The sequence below is a fragment of the Oceanicella sp. genome (assembly GCF_056449545.1).
This window is the reverse complement of record NZ_JBWOMN010000061.1, coordinates 1-25,112: the sequence shown is the minus strand read 5'-3', so window position 1 is coordinate 25,112 and position 25,112 is coordinate 1. Positions and strand designations below refer to the sequence as shown.

Genomic DNA, 25,112 nt, shown 5'->3' with positions numbered 1-25,112 from the left:
CGCGTCTGTTAAAGCCGCCAATCATTGCGCGGGTTTTTCCGACTTCCAACGAATTGTAACAGCCGCGCCGCGGCGCTTTACGCCCCCGCCCCGGCGGTGCTAGCGCTGAAGGCATGATCCCGCCCGCCCCCATATCGCGCCAGGCCGAGGACCAGCGCCCCGCCCCCCGGGGCGGGGACATGCCCGACGACGACATGCCGGCGGTGGATCTGGCGCTGATCCAGGCCGGGTTCAACCTGATCCAGCAGGGGCTGACCATCTTCGACGCCGATCTGCGGCTGGTGGGCTGGAACGCCAAGTTCACCGAGATGTTCGATCTGCCCGAGTCGCTGGTGCATCGCGGCGCCGGCTTCGATTCGATCATCCGCTATCTCACCGAGCGCGGCGAATACGGCCCCGGCCCGGTGGACGAGATGGTGCGCCAGCGGGTGGAGCGCGCCCGCGCCTTCGAACGCCATTATTTCGAGCGCGACCGCCCGAACGGGCGCACCCTGTCGATCGAGGGCCACCCGCTGGCCGGCGGCGGCTGGGTGGCGGTCTACACCGACATCACCTCGCAGCGCCGCCAGGAACGCATGCTGCGGGCGCGCTCCGAGGACCTGTCCGAACAGCTCATCGCCCATTCCGCCGATCTGGCGCGGGCCAACCGCGAACTCGCCGCCGCCAACGCCGCGCTGGTGGAAACGCAGCGCGCGCTGATCCGCTCCGAGGCCCGCGCCCGGCTCGCCACCGAGGCGACCCCGGCGCATATCGCCTATGTGAAGCGCGACTACGCCTACCACTATTCCAACAAGCGCATCGGCGTGGTCATCGGCCCCGATCTCGCCGCCGCGCCGGGCGGCAAGGCCGGCAGCGACATCGTCGGGCGCAAGATGCGCGACGTGCTCGGCGACGAGGCCTTCGCGGCGATCAGGCCGGCGCTGGACCGGGCGTTTCAGGGCGAACAGACCCGCTGTTCGTTCAATTTCCGCCGCCGCAACGGCCAGATCGCCGCCATCCGCGCCGCCTTCACCCCGGTGCGCGAACCCGGCGGCGGGGTGCGCGGGGTCTATATCCTGTCGCTCGACGACACCGAGGAACAGCGCGCCGCCGCCGCCCTGCTGCATTCCAAGAAGATGCAGGCGGCGGCGCAGCTGACCCGCGGGCTGGCGCATGATTTCTCCAACCTGCTGACCGTCATCCTCGGGCTGCAAAGCCAGATCGCCTCCACCGCGCATCTGCCCGACAGCGTTTGCGAGGCGGTCGAGGGGACCCGCGCCGCCGCCCGCCGCGGCGCCGACCTGATCGAACGCCTGTCGTCGATCTCCGCCGAGCGCGAACAGCGCCGCCGCAAGGTCGATGTGGTGGAGCTGCTGTCGGGGCTGGTGGAGATCTTCGCGCCCTCGGCGCCGCCCGACCTTGCCATCACCCGCGAAATCCCCGCCGCCCTGCCCCCCGCCTGGCTCGACGCCGGTCAGTTGCAGGACGCGGTGCTGAACCTGCTGTTCAACGCCCGCGACGCGGTGGCGGGGCGGGCCGGCGGCGAGATCATGCTCTCGGCTTCGGCCGAGCGCGGCGCCGCGGGCGGGGCGCTCAGCATCACCGTGCGCGACAACGGCCCCGGATTCGGCGCCGAGGCCATGGAGCGGGCGTTCGAGCCGTTCTTCACCACCAAGGGGCGGCAGGGGTCCGGGCTCGGCCTGTCCATGGTCTACAATTTCGCCACCGGCGCCAATGGCGACCTGTCCATCGACAGCAGCCCCGGCGTCGGGGCGGCGGTGACGCTGCGTCTGCCCCTGGGGGCGCCTGACGCCATGGACGAGGACGCCATGGACGAAATCGCCCCCGGCCCCAGCCTGCCCGCCGGGCCCGACCCGGCGGCGCCGCGCGGCATCGCGCTGGTGGCCGACGACGATTCCGACCTGCGCCGCATGGTGCGCGAGACCCTGCGCGGCGCCGGCTGGCCGGTGCTGGAGGCCGCCAGCGGCGAAGAGGCGCTGGAACTCGCCACCCGCATCGAGGACGTGGCGCTCGTGGTCTCGGACATCGACATGGGCGCGGGCATGACCGGGGTCGATCTGGCCGAGCGGCTGGCCGCCATCCGCCCGGGCCTGCAATTGCTGCTGGCCACCGGCCTGCCCGCCGAGGCCCCGGAACGCCGCCGCGCGCAGGACCGTTTCACGCTGATCTCCAAGCCCTTCGAGCCCGAGGCGCTGATGGCCATGCTCGCCCGCCCCGATTCAAGCCCCGATCCCGGTTCAGGGGCCGGTTCGAATGCCCGCCCCGCGTCCAGGCCGGCGGCCGCGTCATGAACGCCGCGCCGCTGATCGCCGTGCTCGACGACGAACCCGATGTGTTGTCGATCCTGCGCACGGCGCTGGAGGCGGCGGGATTTCGCGTGCGCGGCTTTTCCACCGCCCGCAGCTTCGAAGACGCATTGCCGCGCCTGAATCCGGCGCTGTGCCTGGTGGATCTGGGCCTGCCCGACAAGGACGGGCTGGCGCTGGTCTACAAGCTGGCGCAGGACCACGGCACGGCGGTGATGATCGTGTCGGGGCGGCGCGGGGTGCAGGACAAGGTGGCGGGGCTGGAACTGGGCGCCGACGACTACATCGTCAAGCCCTTCGACCCCGCCGAGGTCGTGGCCCGCATCCGCGTGCTGCTGCGCCGCGTCGATCGCGCCGCCGCGCCGGGGCGCCGCCGCGCCGCGCGCTTCGCCGACTGGCGGGTGGATTTCGACCAATTCGCGCTGACCGCGCCCGACGGCGCCGAATCCCGGCTCAGCCGCGCCGAAAGCGATGTCCTGCGGCTGTTTCTGGAAACCCCCAACCGGCTGCTGTCGCGCGCCCAGATCCAGGACGGCATCGGCGGCGCGGCGGGCGAAGGCTTTGACCGGGCCATCGACGTGCGGGTGTCGCGCCTGCGCACCAAGCTCGGCGACGATCCCAAGAAGCCGACGCTGATCCGCACCATCTACGGCGCCGGCTACATCTTCGTCGGCGACGTGAGCTGGGAGGGCTGAGGCCGGGCCAATCCCGCCCCCTCCCCCGCCCGGCGAGACCCCCGGCGACCCCCGGCGACCCCCGCCCCGATCCGGCCAGGCCCTGAACATGCAAAACCCGCCCCGAACCTTCGGGGCGGGCGCTGCAAACGACGCTACGCAATGCGATTGATCAGTTGGCGCGGCTCTTCTTGCCTTCAACCGCCTGGGCGGGCGCGATCTCGATCCGCCGCGGCTTCAGGGCCTCGGGAACCTCATGCACCAGATCCACATGCAGCAGGCCGTTCTCGGTCCAGGCCGAGGTGGCGCGCACATGCTCGGCAAGCTGGAAGCGCTTTTCGAAGGCGCGCGCGGCGATGCCGCGATGCATGTAGCTGCGCTCGCCATCCTCCTCGGTCTTGCGACCGGCGATGACCAGCTGGCCGTCGCGGGATTCGATGGTAAGCTCATCCTCGGTGAAACCCGCCACCGCAACGGTGATCCGATAGGCGTCCTCGCCGATCTTCTCGATGTTGTAGGGGGGGTATCCGGGCTGGGCGGAATCGGCGCTCAACGCGCTGTCAAGCAAGCCGGCGAGCCGGTCAAAGCCGATGGTGGACCGGTAAAGGGGGGTCAAGTCGAAGTTTCGCATGTGTCATATCCTCCTGACGAGCGATACGTTGTCGTGACGGGCCTTCCGAATGGACTGGCCCCGGGTTCGATCACCGCCCCCGGGCATCCGGCGGGCGATGGCCATTATCTGGGGATGGCGGCGCGCCGGTTCAAGGGGGGGCATGGCGTGATGACCGCGTGACATCGCCGGGCGGGGGCGGCGCGGCCGCGGCCCCGCGCCTGCGCGCGCTCGACGCCCTGCAACAGGCCGCCGAGAACAAGTCCAACCCCAAGATCGGCATGATGCTCTCGGCGCCCCGAAACACCGTGCGGTTCCACATGAAGACCGCCTTTCGCAAGCCTGGCGCGCATTCGCGCCTGACGGCGGCGCAGCTTCAGGGCGCCGTGGATGATTTCCGCAATGCGCTCGGGGCGCTCAACCCGCCGGTTCCGCAGGATTTCGCCGCGGGAATGCGGTGGGATCGGAAATGGCGTCGGGGCCGCGCCCCGGTTGATCTGGCCCCGGTCGCCGGCGCTGCCGCACGGGCGGTCGGCTGGGCGGTCGGCTGGGTTTCCAGGCGCCCGCGCCGCGCGGCGCGGCGGCCTGCGCCCGCCCGGGGACGGCGCTGGTCTTGCGCCGCGCGCTCAGCCCGGTCAGCGCCGTGCGCAGCGCCGGCAGCGCCTCGGACAGCACCACCGCGTAGGCGGACCCGCGCCCGCCCGCCGAAATCACCGCCACCACCCGCGGCGCGCCGTTCACCCGCGCGAAGACCGGCGACCCCGAGGACCCCGGCGACACCTCGCAATCCAGCCGCGCCACGCGGGGCCACCGCGCCTCGACGCGGCACGGTTCCTGACGCGACAGCGCGTAGGATCGCCCGCGCCCGTAGCTGAGCAGCGCCACCGCGCCGCCGACCGCGGGCATGACCGCGGGCGGATAGCTGGGGATTTCCGAGGTCAGCACCGGTTGGTCCAGTTCCACCAGCGCCACATCGGCGGCGATGGCGTCGTAATCGGCCATGGGGCCATCGTAGCGGTAGGCGGGATGCACGGCGCTGCGCGCCACCTGCCGGATCGACTGGAAGCGCCCCTCGCGCCAGCCGGCGGCGAAGAACAGATCCGCGTCCTGGCGTCGGCGCCCGGCGCGGTCGAACAGACAATGGGCGGCGGTCAGCGCCAGGCTCTCGGTCAGCAGGGTCGCGGTGCAATAGCCCTCGCCGGCGATGTCGAGCCGCCCGACGCCTTTCCAGATCGCCTGCTCATGGGGCTTGAGCAGCCGGCGCGGCGCGGTGTCCCCGCCCGCCCCGGCGGGCGCGGCCGCCAGCGCCAGCGCGGCGACCGCGAACAGGCGCGGGATGACGCGCGCGGCGCTCATCGCAATCTTGCCCGCAGGATCGGCAACAGTTCGTCGATCGCCGCCGCCAGCGCCGCGCCGCGCACCCGCCCGCCCATGGCCGAGATCACGCCGATCACCTCGCCGCCGCCCGCCCCCCCGCCCGCGCGCAGCAGCGGCGCGCCGGACACGCCGGGCGTGGCCTCGCAGGTGGTGGAGAGGATCGCGCGCACCCGCTGATACACCGCGCAGCCGGTCTGGCGCGACAGCGCCTCGGGGCGGTCCATGCCGTAGGACACCACCTGCGCAGGGTCGCCCGCGACAGCGCAGCAGCCGGTCTTCAGCGGTCGGATCAGCGCCGCGGGGATAGGTTCGGCCAGTTCCACCACCGCCAGATCGAGCGGCAGGTTGTCGCCGGGGCGGCCGCCGGGATCGTAGCGGCGGCTGACCGCCACCCGGGCGCCGCGCCGCAGCGCCACGTAGCCGCCCATGCGATAGCCGGCGACGAACACCATGCTGCGCGGGTTGGTGGCGACGCGGGTCAGCGGGTTGAACATGCAATGCGCCGCCGTCAGCACCAGATCCGGCGCGATCAGCGTCGCGGTGCAGAACCCGCGCCCGGCGATGTTGAGCCGCCCGACCGCGGGCCAGCGCGCCTGCTCCGCCGGGCTGGTGAGCTTGCGCGGCGAGGGCGCGGCCGCCCCGGCGCCCCGCGGCGCCAACGCCGGAACCGCCATTGCGGCCATAAGCGCCGCGATCAGGAAAGCTGAACGAAACATGGCGCCAGAGTGCCGCAGACAGGGTTTTCAAGCAACCGGCGCGCCGCGACCGCCCGTGTCAACCGACCGCGATCCGGCGCCCCGCCCGGGCCTTCAAAATCCCGCATCCGCCAGCGCCGGGGGCTTCGGCCCGCCGGTGGCCCAGTCGAGCAGCTCCGTCGTATGCACCACCGGCACGTCGGTCCCCGAACCGATCTGCATCATGCAGCCGATATTGCCGGCGGCGATCACCTGCGGCGCGGTCGCCGCCAGCGTCGCCAGCTTGCGCGCCTTCAGCCGGGCCGAGATCTCGGGCTGCATCAGATTGTAGGTCCCCGCCGATCCGCAGCACAGATGCGCGTCGGCGGGCTCCACGACCTCATACCCCGCCGCCTTCAGCAGCGCCTTGGGCTGGGTCTTGATCTGCTGCCCGTGCTGCAGCGAACAGGCGGCGTGATAGGCGACGCGCAGCCCGGGCGCCCGCCCGGTCGGGGCGACGCCCAGATCGGCCATCACCTCCGACACGTCTTTGGCGATCGCCGAGACCCGCGCCGCGTCGGCGGCCAGCGGGCCCTCGCGCAGCATATGCCCGTAATCCTTCACCGTGGTGCCGCAACCCGAGGTGTTGATGACGATCGCGTCCAGCCCCGCGCCGTCCATCTCCGCCGCCCAGGCGCGGATGTTGCGCGCCGCGCTGGCATGGCTTTCGCCGGTCTTGCCCATGTGATGGGTGAGCGCGCCGCAGCAGCCCATGCCCTTGGCGATCACCACCTCGCAGCCATGGCGGGTCAGCAGCCGAATGGTGGATTCGTTGATATCCGCGTTCAGCGCCCGCTGCGCGCAGCCGGTCATCAGCGCCACCCGCTTGCGCCGCCCGCCCTGCGCGGGAAAGGTCTGCGGGTCGTCCATCCGGGTCGGCGGCGCGACGCGGCGGGGCGCGATCTCCACCATCGCCCGCAGCCGCCCCGGCAGCAGCCGCGCGAAGGGGCGCGCCAGCTGCGCCCCGATCATCGCCAGCCGGAAGCGCCCCGGATAGGGCAGGATCCGCGCCAGCATCCAGCGCAGGGCGCGATCCGCCGGCGGGCGCCTGTAGGTCCGCTCGATGTATTCGCGCGCGTGGTCCACCAGATGCATGTAATGCACCCCCGAGGGGCATGTGGACATGCAGGCGAGGCAGCTCAGGCAGCGGTCGATATGCTTGACAGTGCGCGCGTCCGCGGGACGCCCGCTCTCCAGCATGTCCTTGATCAGGTAGATGCGCCCGCGCGGGCTGTCGAGCTCGTCGCCGAGCACCTGATAGGTCGGGCAGGTGGCGGTGCAGAACCCGCAATGCACGCAGGATCGCAGGATCTCGTTGGACCGCGCAACGGCGGAATCTTTCAGTTGCTCAGGCGTGAACAGGGTCTGCATGGATCAGCCGCCTCCGCGTCCCGGGGCCATGCGGCCCGGATTAAGAATGCCCTTGGGGTCGAATTTCTCGCGCAGCGCGGCGGCGATGCCGTCAAGCCCCGGCTGCGGATGAAAGACGCCGACCCGCGCGCGCAGCGCCGCGGGCGCGCGGACCAGCGTCGCATGACCCTGCGCCGCCTCGGCCGCGGCGCGGATGACCCCGGCGCCCGCGTCATCCGCCGACGGCGTCAGCAGCCAGACCAGCCCGCCGCCCCAGTCATAAAGCGCCTCGACCGCGCGCGCCGCGCCGATCGCCGCCACCGCGCCGGGCGCCGCCGAGGGTTTCAGCGACAGCCGCCAGACCGCGCCGTCGCGCCCGGCGAAAGGCGCGCAATCGCGCAGATCCTCCCAGCTCATCGGCCCCCGTTCGCCGATCTCCACCGCGCCGAATCGCGCCAGCCGGTCGCGCAGCCGCGCCGCGCGATAGGCGACGGACGCCTCCAGCCCCTCGAGCCGCAGCATGGTCGCCCCCCCCGGGACATGCCCGGCGCCGGTCACGTCATAGGGCGAGGTCAGCGCCGCGGACATCGCCGCCGCCGCCGCGTCGTCGTCGAGCCCCTCCAGCCACAGCGTCGCCGCGGCCTGCGGCGCCGGCAGCACCTTGAACGCCACCTCGCTCAGCACCCCGAGCGTGCCATGTGCCCCGGCCATCAGCTTGACCAGATCATAGCCGGTGACGTTCTTCATCACCCGCCCGCCATTCTTCAGCGCCCGGCCCAACCCGTCGACGAACCGCACGCCCAGCAGAAAATCCCGACACGCCCCGACCTGCACCCGTCGCGGCCCCGAAACGTTGCACGCCGCGACGCCGCCGACGGTCGGCGCGCCATCCGTGCCCAGCAGCCGCCGATGGTCCATGGGCTCGAAGGCCAGCCGCTGGCCCTCGACCGCCAGCGCCGCCTCGATCTCCGCCAGCGGCGTCCCGGCCCCGGCGACCAGCGTCAGCGCGCCGGGATCATACAGCGAGATCCCCCCCAGCCCGGCCAGCGACAGCGCCTCGCCGTCAACCGGCCCGCCCAGAGGCAGGCGCGTGCCGCCGCCGCGAATCGCCAATGGCCCGGCCACGCGCGCGGCTTCGGCCACCATGCCGGCCAGTTCGGTCTCGTTCTCAGGTCGCAACATGCGCTATCCTCGACATTGGGCGCGGCGAAGCCACGGCGGCGGGGCTCCCCCCTTCCTTCAAGGGGGGAGACGGGACCCGTCGCCGTCCGCCCCTCCCCGATCGGCGCGGCGCCCCGCGCTGGCGTCAATCGGAAACACCTTCGCCGGGTTCATCAGCCAGTCCGGGTCGAACACGTCCTTCACCGCCATCTGCGCATCCAGATCCTCGGGCGCGTATTGATGGGTCATCAGATCGCGCTTTTCCACGCCGACCCCGTGTTCCCCGGTCAGGCAGCCGCCCACATCGACGCACAGCTTCAGGATCGCGGCGCCGAAATCCTCGGCCTTCTGCAGATCGCCGGGCTTGTTGGCGTCAAACAGGATCAGCGGATGCAGGTTGCCGTCCCCGGCATGGAACACATTGGCGACGTCGAGCCCGCATTCCGCCGACATCTCGCCCATGGCGCGCATCACCTCGGGCAGGGCCGAGGTCGGTATCGTGCCGTCCATGCACAGGTAATCGGCGATCTGCCCCATGGCCCCGAAGGCCGCCTTGCGGCCCTTCCAGATCGCCGCCGACTGTTCGTCGCTCTCGCTCTCGCGCATCTCCATGGGGTCGTGGCGGGCGGCGATCCGCTTGATGCGGTCGAGCTGGTCGGAAATCTCGTCGGGCGAGCCCTCGACCTCGACGATCAGCAGCGCCTCCACGTCAAGCGGATAGCCCGCGCCGACGAAATCCTCCACCGCATGCACGCATTTGCGATCCATGAACTCGATCGCCACCGGCAGCAGCCCGGCCTTGATGATGTCGGCGACGCAGGCGCCCGCGACCTCGTTCGACCCGAAGCCCAGCAGAATGGGGCGCGCGCCCTCGGGTTTGGGCAGGATGCGCAGCACCGCCTCCGTCACCACCCCCAGCTGCCCTTCCGAGCCGCAGATCAGCCCCAGCAGGTCATAGCCCGGCGCATCCATCGCCGGGCCGCCGATCCCGACGACCTCGCCATCCATCTTCACCAGCGTCACGCCGAGCAGGTTGTTGGTGGTGACCCCGTATTTCAGACAATGCGCGCCGCCGGAATTCATCGCGATGTTGCCGGCGATGGCGCAGGCGAGCTGGCTCGACGGGTCCGGCGCGTAGAAAAAACCATCCGATTCCACCGCCCCGGTGACGCTGAGATTGGTGCGCCCGGTCTGCACCCGGATGAAACGGTTGTCGTAATCGGTCTCCAGCACCGCGTTCATGCGCGCCACCCCAAGCACCACCGAATCCTCGGTGGGCAGCGCCCCGCCCGCCAGCCCGGTGCCCGAGCCGCGCGGGATCACCTTCACGCCCTCGGCATGGCAGATGCGCAGCACCGCCGCCACCTCGTCGGTGGTTCGCGGCAGGGTCACCGCCAGCGGCTGGCAGGCATAGGCGGTGAGCGCGTCGCAATCATAGGCGCGGGTCTCGACCGGATCGCTGATCAGCCCGTCGGCGGGCAGCGCGGCGGCAAGCCGCGCGACGATCGCGTCCCGGCGCGCGAGAACCCCGGTGTCGGGCGCTGGCATCTGCATGGCGGCTTGCCTCCTGCTTTCCATGGCGCGGGCGGTCGATTTCAACCACCAGAGCAAAACTGGTAAGAAAAAATGACCAATTTCCCCATTTGCTAGGCCTTCCTGCGAGGATACACCATAGCCATGGATGCAATCTCCCAGTTTCCGCCGCGATTTTTCACGTGGTGGGACGTCGCGGCGCTGGCGACGTTCCTCTGCGTCTGGGTCGGCATGACCTGGCTGATCGAACGGCCCCGCGACGCAGGGCTGTCCACGCATCAGATGATGGCCGACTACCGGCGCAAGTGGATGCAGGCGATGCTGCTGCGCGATCCGCGCATCATGGACGCCAATCTGCTCACCGCGCTGCGCAACGGCGCGGCGTTCTTCGCCTCGGGCGCGATGATCGCCATCGGCGGGGTGTTCGCGCTGCTGGGCCAGACCGAGCGCATGCTGACCATCGCCCAGGACCTGACCCAGGACACCACCATCATCCGCGCCGCATGGGAGGCCAAGCTGCTGATCCTGGCGCTGATGCTGGTCTCGGCCTTCATGAAATTCGTCTGGGCGCACCGGCTGTTCGGCTATTGCATGGTGCTGATCGGCGCCGTCTCGCCGGACCCGGCGCTGCCCGAAAACCAGCGCATCGCCCGCAAGGCGGCGCGCCTCAACATCACCGCCGCGCGCACCTTCAATCGCGGGGTGCGCACGATCTATTTCGCGCTGGCGCTGCTGGCGTGGTTTCTCGGGCCCTTCGCGATGGTCGCCGCCGCCCTGGTGACCGCGGCGATGCTGCACCGGCGCGAATTCCGTTCGGAATCCCGCGCGGCGCTGCTCGACGACTAGGGCGCCTCGCGGCGCGGGCTTTCAGGGGGGCGCCTCGCGGCGCGGGGGTTCAGGGGGCGGCGCCGCGGGGGGTCAAGGGTCGCCTTGCGCGGCTCAGGGCGTGACCTCGACCCCGGCGTCCCGGGCCCATTCCAGCAGCGTCGAGCGCAGGTTGACCTCGCCCCGGGCGATGCCCGCGTCGATGGCCGCGCGCGCCGCGCTCAGATCCACGTCGCGGATCAGCCGCTTCACCGGGCCGATCGACGCGGGGCGGATCGACAGCGCCCGCAGCCCCATGGCGCACAGCGCCAGCGCCTCGATCGGGCGCCCCGCGTCCTCGCCGCAATAGCTGAGCGGCGTGCCGTGCTCGGCGCAGCGCGCGACGATCATGGAGACGAAGCTCAGATACGAGGCGTTGAGCGCGTCATAGCGCTTGCGCACGAATTCGTTCTCGCGATCTGCGGCGAAGAAGAACTGCTTCAGGTCGTTGCCGCCGATGGAGATGAAATCGGTCTCGCGGAAAAACCCGTCCGGGGCGAAGGCCAGCGACGGGGTTTCCAGCATCACCCCGATGCGCAGCCCGTCGGAGACCGGGCGGCCATGGGCGCGCTCGCGCTCGATCTCGGCCAGCAGAATCTCCCGCGCCTCGGAAAACTCGCTGGCCTGCGCCACCATGGGAAACATGATCGAGAGCGCCCGCCCGGCGGCGCCGCGCAGCAGCGACTGCAACTGCATGCGCAGGATCAGCGGCCGGTCCAGGCTGACCCGGATCGCCCGCCAGCCCAGCGCCGGGTTGGGTTCGTCGGGACGGCGCAGATAGGGCAGCACCTTGTCCGAACCGATGTCCAGCGTGCGAAACACCACCGGCTTGTCGCCCGCCGCCTTCAGCACCCGCGAATACAGCGCCGCCTGTTCGGAACGCCGCGGCACCGTGGTGCGGATCAGAAACTGCAATTCGGTGCGGTAGAGCCCCACGCCCTCGGCGCCGCTGCCGATCAGCGAGGGCAGGTCGCTCATCAGCCCGGCGTTCATGCACAGGATCACCCGGGCGCCGTCGCGGGTCTCGGCGGGCAGGTCGCGCAGCCCGCGATAGACTTCCTGCGCCTGGGCGCGCATCTCCATCTTTTCGCGAAACGCGTCCAGCACGCTGTCGCTGGGACGCAGATGCACCAGCCCGAGATCGCCGTCCACCAGGATCGCGTCGCCGGCGCGCGCCTCGGTGGCGATGTGATCCGCCTGAATCACCAGCGGCACCCCCAGCGCCCGCGCCACGATCACCGCGTGCGACCCGATGGAGCCTTCCTCCAGCACCACGCCGCTCAGCGCGGCGCCGTATTCCAGCAGATCCCCCGGCCCGATGTTGCGCGCCACCAGCACGGCGTTGTCGGGCACGTCCACCCGTTCGCCGTCGCCGGTCAGATGGCGCAGCAGACGGTTGGCGAGGTCGTCGAGATCGTGCAGGCGTTCGCGCAGATAGGCGTCCGAGACCCGTTCCATGCGCGACCGCGCGGCGGTCTGTTCCCGTTCGACCGCCACCTCGGCCGCCAGCCCGCTTTCGATGGAGCCGAGCATGCGCCGCAGCCAGCCCTTGTCATGGGCGAACATGCGGTAGGCCTCCAGCACGTCGCGATGCTCCCCCGGATGCCCCAGCAGGTCGGCGGAAACCATCTGATCCACCTCGCCGCGCAGCGACGCCATGGCGGCTTCGAGCCGGGCGCGTTCGACCTCCGGATCCTCGGCCACCGGGTTCTGCACCGCCACGTTGGGGTTGTGCAGATGCACCACGCCCATGGCCGCGCCCTCCTGTCCGGCAACGCCGCGCGCGAAGAACGGTCGCTGATGGGCGCCGGCGACATCGACGTCGCCCTCGCCCAGAAAGGCCCCCAGCTCGGTCATCTCCGCCAGCACCATGGCGATGACTTCAAGCCCGTGGATCTCGTCCTCGGTGAACACGCGGGCATCGCGGTTCTGCACCACCAGCACGCCGAGCACCGCGCCGAGGCGCTGGATCGGCACGCCGGCGAAGGCGTTGTAGTGCTCCTCGCCGGTCTCGGGCAGATACTGGAACCCGCGCTCGGCGCTGGCGTCGGCGGTGTTGATCGGTTCGGCGCGCCGGGCGATCTGGCCCACCAGCCCCTGCCCCACGCGCAGGCGGGCGCGGTGCACGGCCTCGGGGTTCAGGCCCTCGGTGGCGCAGAGCTCAAGCGTGCGTTCGCCCCGGCGCAGGTAAATCGAACACACCTCCGCCTCCATGGACGAGGCGATGAGCTGCACGATGCGGTCCAGGCGCGCCTGTCCGTCGCCGGGCTGCGCCAGCACGGCGGCGAGGTTGCGCAGCAGCCGGCGGGATCCGCCGCCGTCGGACCCGTCGCCGTTCTGCGCGGTCTGGGCCATGTCGGACGCCATGCGGCTCTCCTGTCAGGCGGCGGGCGCGGATTCAGGCGCCTTGTCGAGCCCGAAGGCGTCGTGCAGCGCCTGCACCGCCAGTTCCATGTATTTGCGATCCACCAGCACCGAGACCTTGATCTCGGAGGTGGTGATGACCTTGATGTTGACGCCCTCGTCGGCCAGCGCCTTGAACATCACCTGCGCCACCCCGGCGTGAGACCGCATGCCGATGCCGACCACCGACACCTTGGCCACGTCGGTGTCGGCGACCAGATCGCGATAGTTGATCTCGCCCGCCGCCATGGCGCCTTCCAGCGCCTTGCGGGCCAGGGGCACGTCCTCGACCGAGCAGGAAAACGTCATGTCGGTGCGCCCGTCCTCGGAGATGTTCTGCACGATCATGTCCACGTTGACGCCGCCTTCGGCCAGCGGGCCGAAGATGGCGGCGGCGACGCCGGGGCGGTCGGCGACCGAAATCAGGGTCATCTTGGCTTCGTCGCGCTGATAGGCGACGCCGCTGATCACGTTGGATTCCATGATCTCCTCCTCATCGCAGACCAGCGTTCCCGGTTCGTCGGAAAAGCTTGATCGCACCATCAGCCGCACCTTGTTGCGCAGCGCCAGTTCGACCGACCGCGTCTGCAGCACCTTGGCCCCGAGCGAGGCCAGCTCCAGCATTTCCTCATAGGCGATGCGGTCCAGCTTGCGCGCCTTGCTGGCGATCCTCGGGTCGGTTGTATAGACGCCGTCCACATCCGTGTAGATGTCGCAGCGGTCGGCCTTCAGCGCCGCCGCGAATGCGACGGCGGTGGTGTCCGAACCGCCGCGCCCCAGCGTGGTGACCCGCCCGTCGGGGCCGATGCCCTGGAACCCGGCGATCACCGCGTGCAGCCCTTCGGCGAATTTCTGGTCCAGCGCCTCGGTGCCGATGGAGACGATGCGCGCCGCGCCGTGGGCGGCGGAGGTGCGCACCGGCACCTGCCAGCCCAGCCAGGACCGGGCGGGCACGCCCATCTGCTGCAGGCTCAGCGCCAGCAGACCGGCGGTCACCTGTTCGCCGCTGGCCACCACCGCGTCGTATTCGCGCGCGTCGTAGAACCCGGTGTCGCCGGCCCCCGGCGGCGCGCAGCTTTCGCGCACCCAGCCCACCAGTTCGTTGGTCCTGCCGGACATGGCCGAGACGATCACCGCCACCTCGAACCCCGCATCCACCTCGCGTTTCACCTTGGCGGCGGCGTTGCGGATGCGGTCGAGATCCGCGACCGAGGTGCCGCCGAATTTCATCACCAGTCTGGGCATGGTCCGGATCGCCCCCATCTGCCCGCGTCGCCGGGCCTTGGTCGTCGGCTCGGGTCTTAGAGGATGGGACGGGGACGTGCAAGGCGAGCCGATCTGATCTAGAACGGGCCCAGGACGCAGCGGCAAGGGAACAGGACGATGATCTGGCGCATCTATCTATCGGGCGAAATCCACAGCGACTGGCGCGAGGAAATCGCCGCCGGGGCGGCGGCGCGCGGCCTGCCGGTGGAATTTTCCGCCCCGGTGACCGACCATGCGGCCTCGGATGATTGCGGGGTCGCCATCCTCGGGCCCGAACCGAACAAGGTCTGGCACGACCGCAAGGGCGCGCAGCTCAACGCCGTGCGCACGCGCACGCTGCTGGAAAAGGCCGATGTGGTGGTGGTGCGCTTCGGCGAGAAATACCGCCAGTGGAACGCGGCCTTCGACGCCGGCTGCGCCGCAGCGCTGGGCAAGCCGCTGATCGTGCTGCACCCGCCCGAGCACGCCCATGCGCTGAAGGAGGTGGACGCGGCGGCGCTGGCCGTGGCCGAACGCCCGGCGCAGGTGGTCGACATGCTGGATTACGTGATCAACGGCAGGCTGCCCGGCTAGCAGGCGCCGCCCTGCCCGCGGTCGGCATCCGCCGATCTTGCGCCCATCGCCGTCCCGGGCCTGACCCGGGGCCGCCTTGCGCCGCCCATGCGCCCGCCCGTGGGGGCCGCCCATGCGCCCGCCCGTGGGAGCCGCCCATGCGCCCGCCCGTGGGGGCCGATTGTGGGCGGCCTGTGCGCCGCCGTCATCGCAGCGGCGCGATTTCGTGCGCAGACCCGGCCCGAACAGCCGGCGCGCCCGCCTTGCCGGTCAGGCCGTCGCGTCAGACGAACGCCATGGCGAGACCGCCGATGGCGAAGGAAAAGACGATATCGGCGACGAACAGCCCCAGATTGCGAACAACAACGTTACCGGTCATGATGCATACCCCTATGCGCTAGAACTCCAATACCCGCATTGTATGACATGTTTCAAATTCTGGATAAATTCATGACGTGTTTAACGCGAAAGGAATCAAAGTTAAGGCAATTCGGCAGGTTCTCGCCGCATTGCCCGCTTTCGCGCGATTGCCTTGGGTCGATCATCGCCCTGCGCGGGCATTGGCCGCGCCCGGCGCCGGCGCCAACGCGCCGCCGGGCGGACCTGGACCCGCCAAATGAAAACGCCCCCGAAGCGGCGCTTCGGGGGCGTCTGTCTGTCGCGCGACCGGCGGGGCGCGCGCCCCGCGCGCCGGTCAGTGCCCGAGAATCTGACTGAGGAACAGCTGGGTGCGCTCGCTTTGCGGGTTGTTGAAGAAGGCCTCGGGCTCGTTCTCCTCGATGATCTGGCCCTCGTCCATGAACACCACCCGGTTGGCGACCTTGCGCGCGAAGCCCATCTCGTGGGTCACGCAGATCATGGTCATGCCCTCCTCGGCCAGTTCCACCATGGTGTCGAGCACCTCGGCGATCATCTCCGGATCCAGCGCCGAGGTGGGCTCGTCGAACAGCATGATCCGCGGACGCATGCACAGCGAGCGCGCGATCGCCACGCGCTGCTGCTGGCCGCCGGACAGCTGCCCGGGGTATTTGTGCGCCTGATCGGGGATCTTCACCTTTTCGAGGAAATGCATCGCGGTTTCCTCGGCCTCGCGCTTGGGGGTCCTGCGCACCCAGATCGGGGCCAGGGTGCAGTTTTCCAGGATCGTCAGATGCGGGAACAGGTTGAAGTGCTGGAAGCACATCCCGACCTCGGAGCGGATCTTGTCGATGTTCTTCAGATCCGAGGACAGTTCGGTGCCGTCCACCACGATCGAGCCCTTCTGGTGCTCCTCCAGCCGGTTGATGCAGCGGATCAAGGTCGACTTGCCCGACCCCGAGGGGCCGCAGACCACGATCCGCTCGCCGCGGTTCACGGTCATGTTGATGTCCTTGAGGACGTGGAATTCGCCGTACCACTTGTTCATGTTGGTGATCTGGATGGCCACTTCGTCGGAGACGGCCATGCCAGCAGTGTCGATCGCAGTTTCAGCCATGGTTCTAATCCCTTGTCAGTGACCGGTTTTCAGCTTGCCTTCCAGGTACATCGAATACCGGGACATGCTGAAGCAGAAGATGAAGAAGAACAGCGCCACGAAGCCGTAGAGCTCCCAGACGATGCCGTTCCAATCTGGAGAGGCGCGGATCGGGTTGAGAATGCCCACCGGATCGAGAAGCCCGATGATCGACACCAGCGTGGTGTCCTTGAACAGCCCGATGAAGGTGTTGACGATGCCGGGGATGGAGATCTTCAGCGCCTGGGGCAGCACGATCAGGCGCATGGATTTCCAGTAGTTGAGCCCCAGCGAATCCGCCGCCTCGTACTGCCCCTGGGGCAGCGCCGCGAGCCCGCCGCGGATCACCTCGGCCATATAGGCCGCGGAGAACAGCGTCACCATGATCACCACCCGCAGGATCAGATCGAAACTGGTGCCCGGCGGCAGAAAGTAGTTCAGCAGCACCGAGGCCACGAACAGCAGGGTGATCAGCGGCACGCCGCGGATGAATTCGATGAAGGTCACGCAGATGGTCTTGACGATGAACAGGTTCGACTGGCGCCCCAGCGCCAGCAGGATGCCCAGCGGCAGCGACAGCACGATGCCCGACACGCCGAGAACCAGCGCCAGCATGAACCCGCCGAGCTTGGCGCTTTCCACCGGCGCCAGCCCCAGCCCGCCCCAGATCAGCCAGTAGGCGATCACCGGGAAGGCCAGCGAGAACCACAGCATCTGGCGCGGCAGCCCGTTGAACAGCACCGGCGCGATGGCGATGCCCAGCAGGATGAAGGTCAGTATCGGGCGCCAATACGATTCCGGCGGGTAGAAGCCGAACATGAACTGGTTGAAGCGCTCGTTGACCACCGCCCAGCAGGCGAAGCTGTCCTCGACCCCGGCGGCGCGGGCGATCTCGCGGCACTGGCGCAGCGAATCCGCCGACCAGACCGCGTCGACGAAGGCCCAGCGGATGAATTCCGGCACCACCCACAGGATGACCAGCACCGACAGGATGGTCAGCGCCGCGTTCAGCGGCGTCGAGAACAGGTGCTTGCGCGCCCAATGCACCGGCCCCACCTCGCCCGGCGGCGGCGGCGACGGCGGGATCTGCCGTTCGGCGATGAAGGCGACGGAGCGGTTTGCGGTCGCGGTCATTGGCTTCCCTCCTTCACGCGGTTGAGATAGGTGAGGTTCGGTCGCTCGCCGAGCATCAGATAGACGATCGCGGCGACCTGCAGCGCAAAGCCGCCGAACACCACCGCCGCGCCGGGCAGCGACGAAACCAGCCCGCCGATATCAACCCCGGCCAGCAGCGCCAGCACCCACATGATCAGCGTCATCACCGCGAAATCGACGCAGCGGTAATGCTTGAACACGCAGGTGAGGAAGGTCGCCAGCGACATGATCATCAAGACCAGAAACGCCACCTGCGTCACCGTCGGCCACAGGAAATACGGCACGCGTTCGGCCGGCGTGTCCATCAGGAACAGATAGTTCAGCATCGCCGCGAGAATGCCCGCATAAAGCAGCGCCACCAGATTGAGCAGCCCCGCCACGCCGTAATTGGCATGATGCGCGGCGTCGCCCTTCTTCAGCGTCTCGTAGGGGCCGCCGATCGAATCCAGCAACCGCGCGAAGGTCATCCCCATCGTGGCGGCGGAGGTGCGCTCCACCAGCTTCACCTGTTCGTTGTAGAGGTTCATCACCATGGAGATGGTCAGCGAGATGGTCAGGTAGAACCCCATCAGCAGCATCAGGGTTTCGAATTCCTTGCCGGTCTGGTTGAGCGTGATGCCCCCCAGCGTGCCGGTGGCGTCCATGTAGCCCACGGCGATGGCCAGCGACGAGTTCTTGGTCAGGTTCAGATATTGCGAGATCAGCGGCGGGATGATCACCCGCAGCGCCTGGGGCAGGATGATCAGGCTCATGGTCTTGTTGGGGCGCAGGCCCAGCGCGAAGGCCGCCTCGGACTGTCCCTTGGACACCGCCTGAATGCCGGCGCGCACGTTTTCGGCGATGAAGGCGCCGGTGTAGAAGGACAGGGCCAGCCACAGCGCGATCAGCGAATTGCGCATGAAGATGCCGCCCTTGTAGTTGAAGCCCTTCAGCACGGGCTCCTCGATGGTGATCGGCGTGCCCGATATCATCGAAATCGCAAGAAACACGATCAGCGGCGGCAGGATCCACAGCGCCAGCTTCACGCGCATCACCGGCAGTTCCTGTCCGGTGTCCTGCTGCACCCGCACCGCGTGGCGGCCATAGGCGATCGCGGCGCAAACCCCGGCGACCAGCGCCAGCACCACCCATATCGCCCCGTCGCCGAACACCGGGCCCGGGATGTAGAAGCCGCGATTGGTCGGGATGATGCCGGTGTCGATCATCCCGAACAGCTGCACCATCTCGGCCTTTTTCGGGCTTGGCAGCATTTCGTCGAACACCGCCGCCAGCAACAGGATCTGGATCAGCACGGGGACGTTGCGCACGCCCTCGATATAGACCGTCATCAGCTTGGACACGATCCAGTTGTCCGACAGCCGCAGCACGCCCGCCGTGACCCCGACGACCGTTGCCAGCGCGCAGCCCATCACCGCCACCAGCAGCGTGTTGAGAATGCCCACCACCGCCGCCGTCGCATGGGAGGAGCGCGAGGTGTATTCGATCAGGCGCTGATTGATGTCATAGGAGGCCGGGTCGGTCATGAACCGGAAGCTGAATTCCTTTCCCAGCGCCGCGAGGTTCTGGATCACGTTCTGGAACAGCCAGTAGCCGGCGGTCAGGAACAGGATCAGGGCGATGATCTGGATGGTCGTGGATCTGTAGCGCGTATCGGACAAGAGCATGCCGATGCGAAAATTCGCCGATGGCGGGTCAGTGACGGCGGTCATGTCGTCCGCTCCCTCAACCTGTTGTTGGAAATAGTCCGGGCCAGCGCTTGTTCGCGGCTTCCGGTTTCGCCCGGAATGCCAGCGCGGCGCCGCAGATGCGAAAAGGGGCGCGCCGCTTGGCGCGCCCCTTTCCGTCAGCCGCTCAGCGGAACGGCGGCGAGTAGATCAGGCCGCCCTGGGTCCACTGGGCGTTCAGCCCGCGGGCCAGGCCGATCGGCGTGTCCTCGCCGATGTTGGCGGCGAAGATCTCGCCGAAATTGCCGCCCGCCTTGATGGCGTCCACGGCCCAGGAATTGCCGAGCCCCATCATGCCGGCGTATTCGCCTTCGGCGCCGAGCAGACGATTGATCTCGGGATCGTTGGTGCCCTTGGCCATGTCGTCGACATTGGCGGCGGTGATGCCCTTTTCCTCGGCGATGATCAGCGCGTTCAGCACCCAGCGCACGATGTCGCCCCACTGGTCGTCGCCATGGCGCACGAGCGGGCCGAGCGGCTCCTTGGAGATGATCTCGGGCAGGATGACATGCGCCGAGGGATCCTCGAAGGTCGAGCGCGTGGCGGCGAGGCCGGAGGCGTCCGTGGTGTAGACGTCGCAGGCGTTGGCCAGGTATTTCTGCTGGGATTCCGCGTTGGTCTCGATCGGCACCGGCTCATAGGACATGCCGTTGGCGCGGAAATAGTCGGCGAGATTCAGCTCGGTGGTGGTGCCGGTCTGGATGCAGATCGTGGCGCCGTCCAGTTCCTTGGCCGAAGTCAGGCCCAGATCCTTGCGCACCATGAAGCCCTGGCCGTCATAGTAGTTGACGCCGACGAAGGTGAATTTCAGGTCCACGTCGCGGCTGTAGGTCCAGGTGGTGTTGCGCGCCAGCATGTCGATCTCGCCCGAGGCGAGCGCCGAAAACCGGGTCTTGCCGGTGGTGGGCGTGAACTTGACGGCCTTGGGGTCGCCGAAGATCGCGGCGGCGACGGCGCGGCAGACGGCGACGTCATAGCCCTCCCACTCGCCGGCGGCGTTGGTGAAGGCGAAGCCGGCGACGCCGGTGGACACGCCGCATTGCAGCGTGCCCTTGGCCTTCACGTCGTCAAGCGTGCCCGCGGCGGCGGCGCCTGCGGCAAGGCCGGCAACGGCGAGCGCGCCGAGAAATACCGAACGTTTCATGTATTCACCTCTCTGATGGACCTGCGCGCGGTTTCCGGCGCAGGTCAGTGCTGGGCATTTCGCCCTATTTTGGACAGGGCGCGAGGGCCCGGTGTTTTGCGGACCCTTCGGTTGATCCATCACAGACAATGAACAGCCCCTTCAATGACAGTCAAGACCCCGGCGCCGCGGTTGTTTCTCAGGGCTTCACGCCGTTGATCGACAGGAAACAAGGTCAACATGACCGACGCATTTTTGCCGGGAACGGCATGGGTGACCCCAAGTCATGCGGTCCAGGGCGCGCCGACGGCGTCCGCGCGGGACGGGCATCGCGCGGCAGGCTGTCGCGAGAGGCGAGTTCAGGGCGGCATTCTACCGCACCAGTCGGTGAACCTGACATGACTTGGGACAGGGAGGGTCTGCGGGCGCCGCAATGGCAGCGATGCTGACCAACTCAGCGGGCCCCGACCCCGGCGCGGCGACAGCGGCGCTTGCGTCCGCCGCCGTCACGGGCGAAATTGCCGAACATCGCTGCCGCCGGGGCGCGATCGGCGCCCGAAACCTCGCCAGACTTTGGCCAGACGAGCGTCAAACTTCGGTGACGTCAGGGCCGAACCGAGGCCCGAACCGCCATCGCGCCGCCATCGCGCCGCCCCCGGGCGCGCCTGCGGGCGCCGACAACGGAGAGTCCGAGCAGAAATGCCATGTTTTCGCCGCATTCGATTCGGTTTTTTCGCGCTGCTGGCGTGGCTTGCCACCCCGCCCCCGGCCCCGGCCGAACCGCTGCGGGTGTTCGCCGCCGCCTCGTTGAGCGAGGCCGTCGACGAGGCGCTGGAACGCTGGGGCGAAGACGGGATCGGCGTCTATGCCGGGTCGGCGACGCTGGCGCGACAGATTTTTCAGGGCGCCCCGGCGGACCTGTTCCTGTCGGCCAATCCCGACTGGATCGCCTGGCTCGACGATCGGGGCGCGCTGCGCGGCGCGCCCCGGGATTTCGCCGCCAACCGGCTTGTGGTCGTGGCCCATGACGCGGCCCCGCGCGCCGCGCTGCTGGCGGCGGCGGCGGGGCGAAAGCTCGCCATCGCCGATCCCGGCGCGGCGCCGGCGGGGATCTACGCGCGACAGGCGCTGAAGGCGCTGGGGGTCTGGGACCGCTGGCGCGGGCGCATCCTGATCGGCGCCTCGGTGCGCGACGCGCTGGCCTGGGTGGCGCGGGGCGAGGCGGATCTGGCGGTGGTCTACGCCACCGACGCGCGGCTGTCGCCGGGCCTCGCCAGCGCGCCGCTGGCGGCGGATCTGCACGCGCCGATCCGCTATCGCGGCGCGGCGGTGGCCGGCGGCGCCGAACGCGCGGCGGGGTTCATGGCGTATCTGCTTTCGCCGCAGGGCCAGGCGGTGCTGGCGCGCCACGGCTTCGCGCCGCCGGCGCCGCCCCGGGAGAGCGCGGCGCAATGACCCGACGCCGCGTCAGCCGAGGATGCGAAACCCGACCAGCGGGCCGGGATCCGGTTCGGCGGCGACCTCGACGCCCGAGACCTCGGCGAAGCCCGGCCCCGATTTGCAGGCTTCAAGAAAGCCCATCACCGCGGCTTCCTGTCCGGCGGCGAGGATCTCCACCGCGCCGTCATTGCGGTTGCGCACCCAGCCCGTGACGCCGAGCGCGGCGGCGCGGCGCGCGGCCCAATCGCGATAGCCGACCCCCTGGACCCGGCCCAGAACATGGGCGCGAACGGCGATTTCGGTCATGGGCGAAACCTTTCGATGCGGCGCCCGGCATGGCGCGGGGTTGCGGCTGACGCGCGCCCCGGCGCCGGGGCGCGCGCATCTGCGGACCGGCGGTCAGCCGCCCCGGTTCTCGGCCACCTGACGCTGCTGGCCCAGGCCCTCGATGCCCAGTTCCATCACCTCGCCGGCCTTCAGGTAGCGCGGCGGCTTTTGCCCCATGCCGACGCCTTCAGGCGTGCCGGTGGTGATCAGATCGCCCGGGACCAGTCGCATGAAGCGGCTCATGTAGCTGATGATCTCGGCCACCGAAAAGATCATGTCCGCAGTGTTGGAGAGCTGCTGGGTCTCGCCGTCCAGCTCAAGCCAGAGCGGCAGCGCCTGGGGATCGGGGATTTCATCCGCCGTGACCAGCCAGGGGCCCACCGGGCCGAAGGTCGGCGCGGATTTGCCCTTGCACCACTGGCCGCCATGATCGAGCTGGAACGCCCGCTCGGACACGTCGTTGACCACGCAATACCCGGCGACGCAGGCCAGCGCGTCGGCCTCCGACACGTTGTCGACCTCGCAGCCGATGACCACGCCGAGCTCGACCTCCCAATCGGTCTTTTCGCTGCCGCGCGGGATCGTCACCGGATCGAACGGCCCGCTGAGGCAGCTGGTGGCCTTGGAGAACAGCACCGGTTCGCCGGGCAGCGGCATGCCGGCCTCCTCGGCGTGCTTCACGTAGTTGAGGCCGACGCAGTGGAAATTCGGCGCGGAGGCGAGGCAGCAGCCGATGCGCTCCGCCTCCACCACCGGCAGCTGGTCCAGTTCCACCGCGCGCATGGCGTCGAGCGAGTCCAGCGACAGGGTCGCGCCGCCCAGATCGCCGATCACCCCGCTGATGTCGCGAATTTTCCCGTCATCGCCGAGCAGCCCCGGTTTTTCCCGCCCCGCCGGGCCGTAGCGCAAAAGCTTCATGTCTCGCTCCCTCCGTTTTCCGGCGCCGCGCGCCGTCTTGTCCCCTGCAGCGCCATCACCAGACAGGTGGTGGAGCCGGTGGCGTAAAGCTTTCCGTCCGCCTCGCCGATCATGCGCCCCTCGGCGACGCCGGTGCTGCGCCCCACATGCGCGGCTTCGCCCACCGCCAGCAGGGGGCCGGTGCTTTCGAAGACCGGACGGATGATGTTGATCTTGTATTCGAGCGTCGTGTAGCCCCGCCCCCTTGGCAGCAGGGTCTGCACCGCGCAGGCCATGCAGCTGTCGAGCAGCGTGCCGAACCAGCCGCCATGGGCGGCGCTCATGGGGTTGTAGGCGGCGAAGGGCGCGGCGCCGCGAAAGGTCACCCGGCCCTTCGCGACCTCGTGCAGCCGATAGCCCAGCGCGATGGAGATCGGCGGCGGCGGCAGATCGCCGTCGAGCATCGCCTGCACGAATTCCAGCCCGGACATGGCCGCGGCCTGGTCGCGCGTCGGCATGTCGGCTCGGGCGGGGAAAGTCATCGGCTGGTCTTTCGCTGGCGGCGCGATCGCGGCCGGGTCGCACCGGGGCGGTCGCAGGTCTCGGGGCGGTCGCGGGTCTCGGGGCGGTCGCGGGTCGCGGGGTCGCTCAGGCGGCAAGCAAATCCAGAAAACGCGCGGCGTCAAGGAAATCCGCGCGCTTTTTCGCGGCGTGGGCCGCGGCCTCCTCGTCCGCGCCCCACAGTTCGGCCTGAAAATCCTCGTCGATCCGCGACAACGCCCAGGCGCCGGGCGCGTCGAGCCGGCCTTCGGCCACCGCCAGCCCAAGCAGCAGCGACCCGGACATGGCCACCAGATCGTGCAGCGCCGTCAACCGAAACGCGTCGAACGCATCCACCGCCCCGGCCAGCGCCGCCACCGACGCCGGCGGCTGATCCCTGTGCATGACGCCGGTGATCCGGCGCAGCGGCGCGCCGTAGCGGTCCCGCGCCCAGTCGAGCAGCGGATCCCATCCCGCCGCCTGGCGCGCGATCAGCGGGTCGGGATGCGGGGCGCGGTAGCACAGCAGGTCGCTGGCGCCGTAGGCGGCGATCATCGCCGCCACCTCGTCGCGCCGCGGCGTCACCCGGTCGATGGCGGAATTCACCGTGCGGGTGAGCGGCATGGACGCCGGATCGATATCCTTGATCTGCGCGTCCCATTCCGCGGCCACGGCCCGCGCCAGCGCGGCGCTGGGGGCGATGAATTCGGCGCCCGCCGGGGTGCGGACCGGCTTGCCGTCCAGCGTCACTCCGTGGCCGCCGTCGCGGGCGACGGTCGCCGCTTGCCGCCAGAAGCGTTTCTTCGTCAGGCTCATGGCGCACCAGTCACATCAGGGCCGCGTTCAGGACCAGAGCTTCTCGAGCGCCGCGTCCAGATCGTCGAAATGGTCGATCACCGCATCCGCCCCGGCCGCCAGCAGACGATCGACCGGGTGATAGCCCCAGCTCACCGCGATGGCGGCCATGCCCGCGGCCTTGCCCATGGCGATGTCGAATTCGGTGTCCCCGATCATCACCGCGGCGGCGGCGGCGACGCCGGTCTCGTCCATGGCGGCGTGCAGCATCGAGGGATGCGGTTTCGAGGGATGCCCGTCCGCCGATTGCAGGGTGTGGAAATGGCCCGTCAGGTCATGGGCGTTCAGCGCGTGGTCGAGCCCGCGCTGCGCCTTGCCGGTGGCGACGCCGAGCAGCACTTCGTCACGCGCCGCCAGCCGCTCCAGCGCCGCGCGGGCGCCGGGATAGAGCGGGGCGTTCGCCTCGCCGCCCTTTTCCGCCCGCAGCCCGACGAAGCTTTCCTTGTAGAGCCCGGCGACGCGGTCGATTTCGGCCGCGGGCAGACCGGGGGACAAGGTGCGCACCGCCTCGTGCAGCGACAGGCCGATGATGGCCAGCGTCTCGGCCTCGGAGGGCGGCTGCTGGCCGGCGGCGCGAAATCCGCGCTCCATGGCCTCCAGAATGAAGGCCTTGGAATCGATCAGCGTGCCGTCCATGTCGAAAACGGCGAGGCGAATGGGGTTTTGCAAAGGGCGCTCCAAGGTTGGTTGGGGCAAGGGATAGTGCGGGAGCGATCGGGTGTCGAGTCG

Annotated in this window: 21 protein-coding genes and 1 pseudogene; 5 read left to right on the top strand and 17 right to left on the bottom strand. The window is 69.5% G+C overall.

Annotation, left to right across the window (positions count from 1 at the left end):
• The first annotated feature begins 179 nt into the window (after positions 1 to 179).
• Both AC1HC7_RS08350 and AC1HC7_RS08345 read left to right on the top strand, forming a co-directional pair.
• Entirely contained in the window at positions 180 to 2,291 is a 2,112-nt protein-coding gene (locus AC1HC7_RS08350; RefSeq protein ID WP_479498924.1) for a hybrid sensor histidine kinase/response regulator, read from the top strand.
• Entirely contained in the window at positions 2,288 to 3,001 is a 714-nt protein-coding gene (locus AC1HC7_RS08345) for a response regulator transcription factor (RefSeq protein WP_479498923.1), read from the top strand. Before AC1HC7_RS08350 ends, AC1HC7_RS08345 begins: the two co-directional genes overlap by 4 nt.
• A 151-nt stretch (positions 3,002 to 3,152) precedes the next feature.
• On the opposite strand, the gene AC1HC7_RS08340 is transcribed toward AC1HC7_RS08345, so the two are convergent.
• The 6 genes from AC1HC7_RS08340 to AC1HC7_RS08315 all read right to left on the bottom strand — a co-directional run bounded on the left by AC1HC7_RS08340 (position 3,153) and on the right by AC1HC7_RS08315 (position 9,766).
• Positions 3,153 to 3,611: an Hsp20 family protein gene (locus AC1HC7_RS08340; protein ID WP_479497093.1), complete on the bottom strand. Its 459-nt coding sequence runs from the start codon at positions 3,609 to 3,611 to the stop codon at positions 3,153 to 3,155.
• Positions 3,612 to 4,007: 396 nt separating this feature from the next.
• Positions 4,008 to 4,946 (bottom strand): trypsin-like serine peptidase, encoded by a 939-nt coding sequence (locus tag AC1HC7_RS08335; RefSeq protein WP_479498922.1) that lies wholly within the window; start codon positions 4,944 to 4,946, stop codon positions 4,008 to 4,010.
• On the bottom strand, positions 4,943 to 5,683 hold the full coding sequence (locus AC1HC7_RS08330) for a trypsin-like serine peptidase (protein WP_479497091.1): 741 nt from the start codon (positions 5,681 to 5,683) through the stop codon (positions 4,943 to 4,945). The genes AC1HC7_RS08335 and AC1HC7_RS08330 overlap by 4 nt, the downstream gene beginning before the upstream one ends.
• A 93-nt stretch (positions 5,684 to 5,776) precedes the next feature.
• The gene (glcF, locus tag AC1HC7_RS08325) at positions 5,777 to 7,072 is read right to left on the bottom strand and encodes a glycolate oxidase subunit GlcF (protein WP_479497090.1); all 1,296 of its coding nucleotides are present in this window, start codon (positions 7,070 to 7,072) and stop codon (positions 5,777 to 5,779) included.
• Positions 7,073 to 7,075: 3 nt separating this feature from the next.
• Entirely contained in the window at positions 7,076 to 8,230 is a 1,155-nt protein-coding gene (gene glcE, locus AC1HC7_RS08320) for a glycolate oxidase subunit GlcE (RefSeq protein ID WP_479497288.1), read from the bottom strand.
• A gap of 60 nt (positions 8,231 to 8,290) precedes the next feature.
• Positions 8,291 to 9,766 carry an FAD-linked oxidase C-terminal domain-containing protein gene (locus AC1HC7_RS08315; RefSeq protein WP_479497089.1) on the bottom strand — a complete coding sequence of 492 codons (1,476 nt, stop codon included), beginning with the start codon at positions 9,764 to 9,766 and terminating at the stop codon, positions 8,291 to 8,293.
• 123 nt (positions 9,767 to 9,889) lie between these two features.
• Here AC1HC7_RS08315 and AC1HC7_RS08310 point away from each other — a divergent pair, with 123 nt between their 5' ends.
• Complete coding sequence (locus AC1HC7_RS08310; RefSeq protein WP_479497088.1) at positions 9,890 to 10,591, top strand: DUF599 domain-containing protein; 702 nt, start codon at positions 9,890 to 9,892, stop codon at positions 10,589 to 10,591.
• A 93-nt stretch (positions 10,592 to 10,684) separates the two neighbouring features.
• Here the strand turns inward: AC1HC7_RS08310 and ptsP are convergent, their stop codons facing one another.
• Together ptsP and AC1HC7_RS08300 are read right to left on the bottom strand one after the other, a co-directional pair.
• Positions 10,685 to 12,976 (bottom strand): phosphoenolpyruvate--protein phosphotransferase, encoded by a 2,292-nt coding sequence (gene ptsP, locus AC1HC7_RS08305; protein WP_479497087.1) that lies wholly within the window; start codon positions 12,974 to 12,976, stop codon positions 10,685 to 10,687.
• Between the two features lie 12 nt (positions 12,977 to 12,988).
• The gene (locus AC1HC7_RS08300) at positions 12,989 to 14,257 is read right to left on the bottom strand and encodes an aspartate kinase (protein ID WP_479497086.1); all 1,269 of its coding nucleotides are present in this window, start codon (positions 14,255 to 14,257) and stop codon (positions 12,989 to 12,991) included.
• A gap of 138 nt (positions 14,258 to 14,395) precedes the next feature.
• Here AC1HC7_RS08300 and AC1HC7_RS08295 point away from each other — a divergent pair, with 138 nt between their 5' ends.
• Complete coding sequence (locus AC1HC7_RS08295; protein WP_479497085.1) at positions 14,396 to 14,851, top strand: YtoQ family protein; 456 nt, start codon at positions 14,396 to 14,398, stop codon at positions 14,849 to 14,851.
• A gap of 673 nt (positions 14,852 to 15,524) precedes the next feature.
• Here the strand turns inward: AC1HC7_RS08295 and AC1HC7_RS08290 are convergent.
• The 4 genes and pseudogenes from AC1HC7_RS08290 to AC1HC7_RS08275 form a co-directional block, all read right to left on the bottom strand.
• Positions 15,525 to 16,304, bottom strand: coding sequence for an amino acid ABC transporter ATP-binding protein (locus AC1HC7_RS08290; protein WP_479497084.1), 780 nt, complete (start codon positions 16,302 to 16,304; stop codon positions 15,525 to 15,527).
• Between the two features lie 15 nt (positions 16,305 to 16,319).
• Positions 16,320 to 17,456, bottom strand: a complete 1,137-nt coding sequence (locus AC1HC7_RS08285) for an amino acid ABC transporter permease (protein ID WP_479497083.1) — start codon at positions 17,454 to 17,456, stop codon at positions 16,320 to 16,322.
• Positions 17,457 to 17,965: 509 nt separating this feature from the next.
• A pseudogene (locus AC1HC7_RS08280) lies at positions 17,966 to 19,186 on the bottom strand (amino acid ABC transporter permease); the annotation flags it as partial.
• Positions 19,187 to 19,328: 142 nt separating this feature from the next.
• On the bottom strand, positions 19,329 to 20,345 hold the full coding sequence (locus tag AC1HC7_RS08275) for an amino acid ABC transporter substrate-binding protein (protein ID WP_479497082.1): 1,017 nt from the start codon (positions 20,343 to 20,345) through the stop codon (positions 19,329 to 19,331).
• Between the two features lie 678 nt (positions 20,346 to 21,023).
• Here AC1HC7_RS08275 and modA point away from each other — a divergent pair.
• Positions 21,024 to 21,779: a molybdate ABC transporter substrate-binding protein gene (modA, locus tag AC1HC7_RS08270; RefSeq protein WP_479497081.1), complete on the top strand. Its 756-nt coding sequence runs from the start codon at positions 21,024 to 21,026 to the stop codon at positions 21,777 to 21,779.
• 12 nt (positions 21,780 to 21,791) lie between these two features.
• Here the strand turns inward: modA and AC1HC7_RS08265 are convergent, their stop codons facing one another.
• The 5 genes from AC1HC7_RS08265 to AC1HC7_RS08245 all read right to left on the bottom strand — a co-directional run bounded on the left by AC1HC7_RS08265 (position 21,792) and on the right by AC1HC7_RS08245 (position 25,052).
• Positions 21,792 to 22,070 carry an acylphosphatase gene (locus tag AC1HC7_RS08265; protein ID WP_479497080.1) on the bottom strand — a complete coding sequence of 93 codons (279 nt, stop codon included), beginning with the start codon at positions 22,068 to 22,070 and terminating at the stop codon, positions 21,792 to 21,794.
• Positions 22,071 to 22,163: 93 nt separating this feature from the next.
• Positions 22,164 to 23,009: a fumarylacetoacetate hydrolase family protein gene (locus tag AC1HC7_RS08260; protein ID WP_479497079.1), complete on the bottom strand. Its 846-nt coding sequence runs from the start codon at positions 23,007 to 23,009 to the stop codon at positions 22,164 to 22,166.
• Positions 23,006 to 23,506, bottom strand: a complete 501-nt coding sequence (locus tag AC1HC7_RS08255) for a PaaI family thioesterase (RefSeq protein WP_479497078.1) — start codon at positions 23,504 to 23,506, stop codon at positions 23,006 to 23,008. The genes AC1HC7_RS08260 and AC1HC7_RS08255 overlap by 4 nt, the downstream gene beginning before the upstream one ends.
• A 130-nt stretch (positions 23,507 to 23,636) precedes the next feature.
• A complete protein-coding gene (locus AC1HC7_RS08250; RefSeq protein ID WP_479497077.1) occupies positions 23,637 to 24,344 on the bottom strand; it encodes an ATP12 family chaperone protein in 708 nt (235 codons plus the stop codon).
• Between the two features lie 27 nt (positions 24,345 to 24,371).
• Positions 24,372 to 25,052, bottom strand: coding sequence for an HAD-IA family hydrolase (locus AC1HC7_RS08245; RefSeq protein WP_479497076.1), 681 nt, complete (start codon positions 25,050 to 25,052; stop codon positions 24,372 to 24,374).
• Between the last annotated feature and the right edge of the window lie 60 nt (positions 25,053 to 25,112).